General features: G+C 37.8%; 10 protein-coding genes. 2 read left to right on the plus strand and 8 right to left on the minus strand.

Annotation, left to right across the window (positions count from 1 at the left end):
• Window positions 1-8: 8 nt before the first annotated feature.
• The 3 genes from ACESNQ_RS02620 to rlmD all read right to left on the minus strand — a co-directional run bounded on the left by ACESNQ_RS02620 (window position 9) and on the right by rlmD (window position 4113).
• Complete coding sequence (locus ACESNQ_RS02620) at window positions 9-1745, minus strand: ABC transporter ATP-binding protein (protein ID WP_373074795.1); 1737 nt, start codon at window positions 1743-1745, stop codon at window positions 9-11.
• A gap of 124 nt (window positions 1746-1869) precedes the next feature.
• Window positions 1870-2628, minus strand: coding sequence for a triose-phosphate isomerase (gene tpiA, locus ACESNQ_RS02625; RefSeq protein ID WP_049548561.1), 759 nt, complete (start codon window positions 2626-2628; stop codon window positions 1870-1872).
• Between the two features lie 117 nt (window positions 2629-2745).
• The gene (rlmD, locus tag ACESNQ_RS02630; protein WP_373074797.1) at window positions 2746-4113 is read right to left on the minus strand and encodes a 23S rRNA (uracil(1939)-C(5))-methyltransferase RlmD; all 1368 of its coding nucleotides are present in this window, start codon (window positions 4111-4113) and stop codon (window positions 2746-2748) included.
• 37 nt (window positions 4114-4150) lie between these two features.
• Between rlmD and recX the strand changes: the two genes are divergently transcribed.
• Window positions 4151-4927, plus strand: coding sequence for a recombination regulator RecX (gene recX / locus ACESNQ_RS02635; RefSeq protein WP_373074799.1), 777 nt, complete (start codon window positions 4151-4153; stop codon window positions 4925-4927).
• Window positions 4928-5015: 88 nt separating this feature from the next.
• Entirely contained in the window at window positions 5016-5549 is a 534-nt protein-coding gene (gene ntdP, locus ACESNQ_RS02640) for a nucleoside tri-diphosphate phosphatase (protein WP_000775325.1), read from the plus strand.
• Between the two features lie 323 nt (window positions 5550-5872).
• On the opposite strand, the gene ACESNQ_RS02645 is transcribed toward ntdP, so the two are convergent.
• From ACESNQ_RS02645 to asnS, 5 genes are all read right to left on the minus strand, one after another.
• Complete coding sequence (locus tag ACESNQ_RS02645; protein WP_373074801.1) at window positions 5873-6730, minus strand: Rgg/GadR/MutR family transcriptional regulator; 858 nt, start codon at window positions 6728-6730, stop codon at window positions 5873-5875.
• Between the two features lie 12 nt (window positions 6731-6742).
• Window positions 6743-7516 (minus strand): class I SAM-dependent methyltransferase, encoded by a 774-nt coding sequence (locus ACESNQ_RS02650; protein WP_373074803.1) that lies wholly within the window; start codon window positions 7514-7516, stop codon window positions 6743-6745.
• A gap of 295 nt (window positions 7517-7811) precedes the next feature.
• On the minus strand, window positions 7812-8579 hold the full coding sequence (locus ACESNQ_RS02655) for an epoxyqueuosine reductase QueH (RefSeq protein WP_006154672.1): 768 nt from the start codon (window positions 8577-8579) through the stop codon (window positions 7812-7814).
• Between the two features lie 67 nt (window positions 8580-8646).
• Window positions 8647-9846 (minus strand): MFS transporter, encoded by a 1200-nt coding sequence (locus tag ACESNQ_RS02660; RefSeq protein ID WP_373074805.1) that lies wholly within the window; start codon window positions 9844-9846, stop codon window positions 8647-8649.
• Window positions 9847-10115: 269 nt separating this feature from the next.
• Complete coding sequence (gene asnS / locus ACESNQ_RS02665; RefSeq protein ID WP_373074807.1) at window positions 10116-11459, minus strand: asparagine--tRNA ligase; 1344 nt, start codon at window positions 11457-11459, stop codon at window positions 10116-10118.
• Window positions 11460-11487 lie beyond the last annotated feature (28 nt).

Raw genomic sequence — 11487 nt, forward strand, 5'->3', positions numbered from 1 at the left:
TTTACCTCCTATTCTTCTGTTAGAGACGCATTTTTCAGCTGCGACTCAGCAATTTCTCGATAAATGTCATTGGTTTCCATTAATTCTTCATGACGACCACGACCAACGATTTCACCCTTATCAAGGACGATAATCTGGTCAGCATCCATGATAGTTCCAACACGTTGCGCAACAATCAATACCGTAGCGTCTTGTGTCACTTCCTTGAGACGACGGCGTAAGATAGCATCTGTACGGTAGTCCAAGGCTGAGAAAGAATCATCAAAGATATAGATATCTGGGCCCTTGATGACTGCTCGGGCAATCGACAAACGTTGTTTCTGACCACCTGATAGGTTGCTTCCGCCCTCGGCCAGATGCGTTGCAAAACCTTCTTCTCGACTTTCGATAAAGTCTTTGGCTTGGGCCACATCAGCTGCTTGGTGCAAGTCCTCATGACTGGCATCCTCTTTCCCGTAACGGAGATTGTCTGCGATAGTCCCTGTAAAGAGCAAGGCCTTTTGTGGAATAAAACCAATCTTCTGACGGAGTGATTTGAGACGGTAATCTCGGACATCAACACCATCGACCTTTATTTTTCCTAGAGTAACATCGTAGAATCGAGGAATCAATTGAACCAGAGTAGACTTACCTGATCCAGTTGAACCGATAAAAGCAATGGTTTCTCCCGGTTTAGCAGTAAAGGAAATATTATGCAAAACAGGGCTTTCTGTTTCCCCAGGATAAGCAAAGGTCACATTATCAAATTCTAAGTAACCATGTGTTTCTGTTTCTTGAACTCCATCCTCATTTGGATCAATGGAAATAGGCATGTCCATGATTTCCTTCAGACGCTCACTAGACACAGCCGTACGTGGATACATAGTAAAGAGGTTTGATAAGAAAAGGAAGGACAAGAGAGCATGGAAACTATACTCGATGAAGGCCACCAAATCCCCAATCTGCAAACTTCCTTGCTTGAGAGGATCCAAAGCAAACCAAACGATAGCTACAATCATGGCAATAATGATTTGCACAAAAAGTGGTTCAGTCAAACCAGTTAATTTAAACAAGCGATTGGAATTGTCCGCATAGATTGCATTTTTCTCTTCAAAACGATTTTCTTGGAAATCTTCACGTGCAAAGGCACGAATCACTCGCAAGCCCATCAAATTTTCACGGACATACTGATTAATCTTGTCCAGTGTTTTTTGTTGTTTTTCAGATAAGGGGCGCGTTTTCACCGCCACATAAATGACAACAACAGCTAGAAAAGGTACGGAAAAAGCTACGATCCAGGCTAGTGAAGGACTCGTCAAGAAAATCATGAGAATACTCGACAGCATCATCATGGGAGTGATGACACCCAACTTAAGCGTCTGTTCCGCAAACTGCATGAGGACAAAGGCATCACTGGTAATACGAGTAACTAGTGAAGACACACCAATTTGTTCATATTCGTGATGAGAATACTCTTGTAATTTAGCATAAACATCATTTCGCATGTCCTTAACCATATTGGTAGTTAGTTTACTAGCAGCATAGGCTAGAACAATCCGCCCAAATGTTCCCAAGACGATTATGATCAACATGATGATAGCCCAAAAATAGAGTTTATCCTGGTCACCTTGGTTGATTCCCTGGTCAATCATACGAGCCAGTACAGTCGGTAGCCCAAGATTGACAATAACAAAGAAAATAGCTCCGAGGAAGTCTAATAGTAGCCACTTGGGATAACGTTTGAGATAAGACCAAATATAAAGCATAATTCTCCTTTCTTTTTCATTCAAAATGCAGAAAAGAGCGTGCTTACGCACGCCTTTTTACTAAAAAGAAGACAGGCAGTCATAATCTCAAGAGAGGAAACTGTCTGTCTCAGATATTTGAGGATTATTTTACAAAGTCAAGCAATGCCAAGAAGCTTTCTGGATCAAGTGATGCACCACCTACAAGAGCTCCGTCAACGTCTGGACAAGCCATGTATTCAGCAACGTTTTCAGGTTTAACTGAACCACCGTATTGAACACGTACTTTATCAGCTACTTCTTGACCGAAGTCAGCAGCTACAACGTCACGAACAACTTTACACATTTTTTGTGCGTCATCTTGTGAAGCTGATTTACCAGTACCGATAGCCCAGATTGGCTCATAAGCGATAACTGATGAAGCTACTTGTTCTGCAGTCAATCCAGCAAGAGCAGCTGAAACTTGAGCACCTACGAATTCTGCTGCTTTACCAGCTTCGTAAGTTTCAAGGCTTTCACCACAACAGATGATTGGAAGCATACCGTTAGCAAAGATTGCTTTTGCTTTTTTGTTGATGTCTTCGTCTGTTTCGTGGAAGTAGTCACGGCGTTCTGAGTGACCGATAACAACGTAGTCAGTACCGATTTCTTTCAAAACTTGTGGGCTAGTTTCACCTGTGAAAGCACCTGCATTTTCAAAGTAGCAGTTTTGAGCAGCAACTTTAAGGTTTGAACCTTTAGCAGCAGCAAGAACAGTTGTCAAGTCAAGAGCAGGTACAGCAATCCCAGCTTCAACAAGGTCAGCTGAAGGGAGTTTTGATGCTACAGCTTCAACGAATGCTTTTGCTTCTTCTGGGTTTTTGTTCATTTTCCAGTTACCAGCGATAAATGGTTTACGTGACATTTCACATACCTCTTTTTTCATTTTATTTTCTACTTATTTTATCATAAATATAGGGAGCTTGCAAATCTTACTCTGTAACTAGAAGTCTTCTTTTCAAAAACTTTCCAGTTGTTCTTTCTATTTGGAAGCTGACTTACGCCTCGTTAATTTGACCACTGCTTCTGTTCTAGCCGTGTGTGGAAACATATCAACGGACTGGATATAATGTAAGTCATAAAACTCTAGCAAACGGACTAAATCACGCGCCAAGGTAGATACATTGCAGGATACATAAACCATCTTTTCAGGAGCGTATTTGACGATGGTATCCAAGAGCTTATCATCTAAACCAGTACGCGGCGGGTCTACTATCAAAGCATCGGCACGATAGCCTTCCTTGTACCAACGAGGGATAATTTCTTCTGCAGTTCCTGCTTCATAATGAGTATTGGTATAACCCATGCGCTTAGCATTTTCTTTGGCATCCTCAATGGCTTCTGGAATAATATCCATCCCTCTCAAACTTTTGACTTTTTTAGCAAAGGCAAAACCAATGGTCCCAACACCACAATAAGCATCAATCAGATGGTCATCCTCAGTCACGTCCAATGCTTTCACAGCTTCACTGTAGAGAATCTCAGTCTGTTCGGGATTGAGCTGGTAAAAAGCTCGAGGTGAAAGAGAAAACTCATAGTCTAATACACCCTCGCGAATACTATTCTGTCCCCAAATAATCTCAGTCTTGTCCCCATAAATCTCGCTAGTTTTAGCAGTATTGGTATTGACTGCGACAGTCACTACTTCAGGATAATCCTTGACTAAATCTTTCACAAATTGAGTCAGATTTAATTGACGATTGGTCACAATGATAATCTGAACTTGCCCAGTTTTCCGTGTTCGACGAACCATGATGGTTCGAACTCCAAGGATTTTCCGTTCATCCGTAATCGGAATTTGATGATAAGTCAAGAGTTCAGCAATGCGATTGGCAATCGCTTGTGTCTCCTTGTCTTGAACAAGACAGTCCTTTAACTCGACCAAATAATGGGAATTCTGAGCATACAAACCTGCCTTGACTTGACCTTTAAACTTTCGTGTTTGAAATTGCAGTTTAGCTCGATAATACTTTGGTTTCTGCATGCCAATAGTTGGTCTGATTTCAAAGTTTTCGTAGCCAGCAGGGGCAAATTTCTTCAGAGCTTGATGGAGAAGATCTGTCTTGAACTCCAACTGCTTATCATAATGTAGATGCATGATCTGACAACCACCACACTCATTGTAAATAGTACAGTCTGGAACCACTCGAAACTTAGATTTTTTATTGACCTCAAGCAGTTTTGCCTCAACGTAGTTACGCTTAACAGAAGTCACCTGACAATAGATATCTTCACCCTTGAGAGCTCCTGGAACAAAAACAAGGGTTTTCTGGAAAAAACCAATTCCTTCCCCGTTAATCCCCATACGCTTGATTTTTAATGGAATTTTTTGTTTGACTTTAAGATTCATATCCCTATCTTATCACAAAATACGCTATAATAGAAACATGAAAATCACAAAACTAGAAAAGAAAAAAAGACTCTATCTGCTAGAGCTTGATAGCGACAAAACTTGCTACATTACCGAGGATACCATTGTTCGCTTTATGTTGACCAAGGATAAGGAAATTAGTCCAGAGGAGTTTGCAGAAATTCAGACCTTTGCACAATTTTCCTACGGAAAAAACTTGGCGCTCTACCACTTATCCTTCAAGGCTCGTACTGAAAAAGAAGTTCGAGATTATCTTGCCAAACATGAAATTGATGAGAAAATCATCCCCAGAGTTATCCAGTCTTTAAAAGATGATAATTGGATTAATGATCGCCAATATGCTTATGCCATCATCAATTCCAATCAGCTTTCAGGAGATAAGGGAAGCTATATGCTGATGCAGAAGATTACTCAAAAAGGTGTTGCCAAATCCATTATCCAAGAAGTCTTACAAGGATTTGATCTGACGGAAGTCGCAGAGCGCACAGCTGAAAAACTACTGAAAAAATACCAGGGTAAATTACCTGCCCGTGCTCTACAGGATAAGATTATCCAAGGCCTAACCAATAAAGGATTTTCCTACACAGAAGCCAAGTCTGCCTTTGACCAACTAGATAACCAGGTCGATGAAGAAACTGTCCAAGAGCTGATTTTTAAAGAGCTAGATAAGCAATACCCAAAATACTCACGAAAGTATGAAGGATACGAACTGAAACAACGTTTGACCCAAGTTTTGGCTAGAAAAGGTTATGATTTTTCGGATATAGCCAGCGCTCTCAGAGAATATCTTTAATTTTTTCATGAAAAAACTAAGAACTTTAAACAAAAATGTGATACAATAGTAAACGATAAACTTATAAATTGTAGAAAGTTGGTTAGTTATGAAACTTCCAAAAGAAGGCGACTTTATTACAATTCAAAGTTATAAGCATGATGGGAGTCTTCACCGTACTTGGCGAGACACCATGGTACTAAAAACAACAGAGAACGCTATTATCGGCGTCAACGACCACACGCTTGTTACCGAAAGTGACGGTCGTCGTTGGGTGACTCGAGAACCGGCTATTGTTTACTTTCACAAGAAATATTGGTTTAATATTATCGCTATGATTCGTGAAAATGGTATCTCCTACTACTGCAATATGGCAAGTCCTTACTATCTGGATGAAGAAGCTTTAAAATACATTGACTATGATTTGGATGTTAAAGTTTTTACAGATGGTGAAAAACGCCTCTTGGACGTTGAGGAGTATGAACGACACAAGCGAAAAATGAAGTATTCTTCTGATCTAGACTATATTCTGAAAGAGCATGTTAAGATTCTTGTTGATTGGATTAACAATGAGCGAGGTCCTTTCTCAGAAGCCTATGTCAACATTTGGTACAAACGCTACGTAGAACTAAAGAATCGGTAAAGTTGTCAGAGGTCAGGATTAAAATCCTGACCTCGTTTTTTGGTAGTATAAAATAAGCTGTGTAAACACAAAAAGGAATAAATCCATTATGATATAATTCGTGAGATATACAAAATAAATGGATAGACTAATACTTTTTTAATTTCTTTGTTCCTTGTAAGCTTACAACAACCTTATATTGTTTAATACAAAAATACGAAGATGATTGCTATAAAAGAATTCAGATCACCTTCGTATCAAATTATTTAGTTTTTATATTTCTACATAACATCAATCTTTTAGTACAACATTTTAAAAGGATACCTTAACAGAGAAAATGCTATTTAATCTACCAGATCATTTAATCGTTTTTGAAAATATAAAGCAATATTTTTAGATTCAATAAACTCAAAATATTTAATGACATTTTGCATTTGTTTAATTCCTGATTCTTTAGATTCTATCAGATATATTTTATATCCTTCTATAAATTTGAAGGTAGATTTCTCAAAGACTTTTGTGTCATCTTTTAATAATTTTTTTAATTTCATTTCAAAGTAGTCTGCATATATTAGATGTGAATTTTCAAGGCAACAGAACCAAAAATTTAAACAAGCAGACACAACTAAATTTCTATTCTTACCGATTTTTTCGTAATAATGTGTACGCTCTAGTATTTCTTTTCCGACCCTGTAGATATAATCTGTTTCAAAAAGATGATATAAATTACCAATCAGCGCTATCTCATAGGACTCCCATCGTTCCTTCTGGAATAAATAGTCATATACTAAATTTAGATCATCTCTACTAACTACATAATTACAATCTATCTGATTTAATAATCCTTGAACCATAATTGTATTTATTCTATGAATTTTTTCCCCACTCTTCTCAAAAAGTTTTTGTTGCTCATTTTTTATTTCCTCCAATCCTTTAGTATTCAAACTATAAAAATTTGGAGATAAATTAACCAAAAAATCATCAAGCTCCGATCTTTTATAATGTTCTAGATAATTACAAAAATTCTCGATCGAAACATTGATATTTGATAATAATTCAAAAAACGTTGAAAGAGAAATTTCATTTTCTCCCCTTTCAAATCTAGAAAGTTGAGATTTAGATATAGAATCAGCTGCAGCATACTCTAAAGAATATCCGTTTAATTTTCTAAAATATCTAAAAGCTTCTCCGTAATTTTTCACAATTTCGTTCCCTTAACTTTCTTTTCGAGCGATAAACATACCATATTCTTTAGGAATAATCAACATACCATTATTAAACTCACTTTCCAATCTATTACGAATTATTTCCTCTTCTAGTGAACCTATTTCGGAAATTCCTTTCAAGGATTGAATATATTGAACTAGATCGTCTATACTTGTCACCTGTAGCTCATCATCATAAATTAATTTTTCCACAGTGTCGAAATACCTATTTAAAAAAGTCTTCCCGTTTTGTAAAGTAAAAGTTTTATTTTCCAAATTTTGATTAACCACATCTTTAAATAAGCTTGCCAAATAATCTACAACTCCATTTTCACCAAATGTAGCACAATAAAAAATTCCTCCTTTTTTTAATACTCTATTCACTTCAGAGATAGCTTTATCAATGTCATTTACATGATGTAGAAGCATATTAGCAATAACAATATCAAAAGTTTCATTTTTAAAAGAAATATTTTGGATATCCATTCTTTCATAGTTAACATTATCTCTATTCCCAATCACTAACTTCGTAGTTTCTACCATGTCATTAGAAAAATCCGTTATAATCAATTGCTTCATCTTGTCTATTGAATCAAGATTACTTTTCCACAGTTCTCCTGTACCACATCCCAATTCTAGAATCGTTACCTCATCAGTATTTTGGTAGTTAGAAAATATCCAATTGTTAAATCCCAATTTATTTTTAGAATACCTCTTATGCAATTCTACTCGAATATCAAGATTATCATGACTTTTATATTGTTCAATTACTTTATCAATCATTTTAAATGACCTCCACTCTATAATTTGACATTATATCACAAGAATAAACACAGTGTTAAATAAGTTGTATAAATGCAAAAAGGAATAATTTTACCATAGTATTGAACTATTTTTTGGTCTTCTAAATTCCAAAAAGCTCTTTTAAACAAAACTTCATTTTTCATCCACAAGTTTTAAGTCTCAACTAGTTTATTGAAGGCTCGCGAGTCATGGACTAGGAATTTAAAAATTGATCCATAAATTTCTGGCTATCACTTTTCCCTAGTAAAAAACCTGCCTTGAGGCAGGTTTTCGTTTAAATGTCTAATTTTGTAACAGTGAACTTGATATGGGAGTAATCTTTCTCGATATCCTTATCTACCATAAAGGCGGTTGCATCCTTCTTGACCTGCACCAAGTCAATATTCTGGGCTTGAGCAGCATAGACACAGCCACAGTAACATTGACGATAGATATCGTACTCTTCACACATCTCTACAGAACGTTTGTAACCTTGATTTTTCTTAAAGTCACTCGGAAGATAATGAGTGGTATAGATTTTCTGCACATCGATCCCGATACTATTGATGGTTTGTGAATTCTTATGGGGACTGATCGTTAGGGCTGAGCCAAAGTAGTCAAAGCCCAAGTCCATAGCCACCTGCGCTGTCTTGTCCAAACGATAGTCAAAACAAACCTTGCAACGATCGCCACCTTCCGGTTCTTCTTCCAAACCTCGAACCAGTTTACGGTATTCATTGGGTTCGTATGGTGCTTCTAGGTATTGGACCTTATTGCCAGTTCGCTCATTAAAATCACTGACAAACTTCTTAGTCACATAAGCACGCTTGTGATATTCTGCCTTGGGATGGATATTTGAATTAGCAAAATAAATGGTCACATCGGCATACTTAGTCAAGTACTCTAAAGTGTAGGTACTGCAGGGAGCACAACAGACGTGCATGAGAATAGTTGGTCTTTCTTCATTTTTTTCCCAAACTTGGACCATCTTTTGCATGACACGGTCATAGTTGATCTTTTGATTGGGATTCATCTTACTTAGAATTTCTTCTACATCAATCATGCTCTTCTCCTTTTCTTCTTGTTATTTTATCACAAGAAGGCTCTTTGGGCAAATAGGGTTTCGTGCTTTATTCAGTTTTCAAGTCCTGATTTAATAGCTTACCCATCCTTTTTAGGCTGATTATTAATATAGGATAAATTAAAAGTAAGATAAGGCCTAGAACTAAAAAGACAGCAACAAGACCCCAACGATCAATCAACCAACCTGTCAGTGGGAAAATGACAATCATAGATAAACTAAAGAGCATAGAATTGATACTAAGCATAGTTGCTCTTACACTGGAAGGTAAATAACCTTGTAAGTCATTAAAATAGATTGGTTGATAAACTGCATAGAGTGTATCGGTTAAAAGATATACGAGAAGAAAAGCAAAGGGAGTTCCAAAAAACACCAATAGCAAGGCTAAACCCGTTAGTGCAACAAGAGTCGGAAAAACTCGATTGCTATTCCATTTTTTTCCGATTTGACTAGCTACATAAACTGCTATAAGATTTAAGCCACTACCAATCAGCATGACCAGTGAAACCTGCCATCCTGCTAAGTCACTTATTTTCTGCTGATAGTAAAAGTAAAACATGCACATGAGTGTTCCGACTAGCTGATAAGTCATCATCCAATAAAAGAGTACTGGTTTTTCATGCCATTCTTTTCGAACTTGTAGGACAATCGTTTTAAAGGTTGAGACTTCATTTCTTCCTCTCTTAGCCATTGGTTCTTTCATAAAATAAATCAAGATTATAGAAAGAAAAGATAATCCAATAGCAATTAGATAGGTCCAAACTAATGCTCCGTGAATAAAGAAGCCTGCGACAACTGTACCTAAGGTTCGGGTGACTTCTGCCACACCAGACAAAAAGCTAGAAATCTGAAGATATCGGTCCTTTTGACCCGCTTCTACCGCAGAATCATATAAGAAAGCGGTGCTGGTTCCCGAGTCAAAATTATAGGACCAAGCACTGACCATCATGGCAAGAGCATAAATCCAAAAATTCCCCTGACCAAACAAAATCAAGATAGAGGATACAATACTGGCCAAACGAGCCAAATAGAGATTGGTCTTGTAGCTAAATCGATCAGCCAACATACCAGAAGGGATCTCACACAAGAGACTTGTCCCATGAAAGATACTTTCTAAGAGACCGATTTGAAGTAAGGAAAGACCATTCTGAATGAAAAATAGAATCCAAAAACTGGTAATTCCAAAATAAGATGTAAATTCCAGACCTGCTAGGAGTGGAATATTGCGTTTGTAAGTTCTTTTAAACATCGTTTTCTCTCTTTCAATATGTAATATGAGTTTTTCTAAAAGACTTACTGAGATTTGCCTACATTTTCTCTACCTCTTTCATTTAAAGTAATACTCAATGAAAATCAAAGAGCAAACTAGGAAGCTAGCTGCAGGCTGCTCAAAACACTGTTTTGAGGTTGTGGATAGAACTGACGAAGTCAGTAACATATATACGGCAAGGTGAAGCTGACGTAGTTTAAAGAGATTTTCGAAGAGTATAAAAACGCCAGACAGCGTTTTTATGGCTATTAAGGTTTGATACGGTGCAACATACGTGGGAATGGAATAGCTTCACGGATGTGTTTAGTTCCAGCTGCGAAGGTTACCATACGCTCGATACCGATACCAAATCCACCGTGTGGGACTGTACCGTATTTACGAAGGTCAAGGTAGAATTCGTACTCTGTAAGATCCATTCCAAGTGATTCCATCTTAGCGACAAGGGCATCGTAGTCTTCCTCACGCATGGAACCACCGATGATTTCTCCGTAACCTTCTGGTGCAAGCAAGTCTGCACAAAGCACGCGATCTGGGTTCCCAGGAACTGGTTTCATGTAGAAGGCCTTGATGGCTGCTGGATAGTTGATCACAAAAGTTGGTACACCAAAGTGGTTTGAAATCCAAGTTTCGTGTGGTGAACCGAAATCATCTCCATGCTCAAGATGTTCGTAGTCAGCATCTTCGTCGTTCTCATGCTCTTGCAAAAGATCAATGGCTTCATCGTAAGTAATGCGTTTGAATGGCTCAGCAATGTAGCGTTTCAAGAGCTCTGTATCACGTTCTAATGTTTCCAAAGCTTGAGGAGCACGGTCAAGAACACCTTGAAGCAATGCTTTTACATAAGCTTCTTGCAAGTCAAGTGACTCATCGTGTGTCAAGTATGAGTACTCAGCATCCATCATCCAGAACTCTGTCAAGTGACGGCGAGTCTTAGATTTCTCTGCACGGAATACTGGACCAAAGTCAAAGACGCGACCTAGAGCCATAGCACCTGCTTCAAGATAAAGCTGACCAGATTGACTCAAGTAAGCTGGTGTTCCAAAGTAGTCTGTTTCAAAAAGTTCTGTAGAATCTTCTGCAGCATTTCCTGAAAGGATTGGGCTATCGAATTTCATAAAGCCATTCTTATCAAAGAACTCATAAGTTGCATAGATGATGGCATTACGGATTTGCATCACTGCTACTTGTTTGCGTGAACGCAACCACAAGTGGCGGTTATCCATCAAGAAGTCTGTTCCGTGTTCTTTTGGCGTGATTGGGTAATCTTGAGATTCACCGATGACTTCAATGTCTGTAATATCCAACTCATAACCAAATTTTGAGCGCTCGTCTTCTTTAACAATCCCTGTTACAAAGACAGACGTTTCTTGGCTCAAGCGTTTTATGGTATCGAATTTTTCAAGACCTACTTCTTCACCAAATTTCTCAATAAAGTTTGGTTTAAAAGCTACACCTTGGAAGAAGGCAGTTCCGTCGCGCAATTGCAAGAAGGCAATTTTTCCTTTTCCTGACTTGTTAGCAACCCAAGCACCAATAGTGACTTCTTGACCAACGTAGTCTTTTACTTCGATAATTGTTACACGTTTTGTCATGTTTTATCTTCCTTTTTTTGTTTAACTT

The sequence above is a fragment of the Streptococcus infantis genome, assembly GCF_964243025.1.
Lineage (GTDB): Bacteria > Bacillota > Bacilli > Lactobacillales > Streptococcaceae > Streptococcus > Streptococcus infantis_N.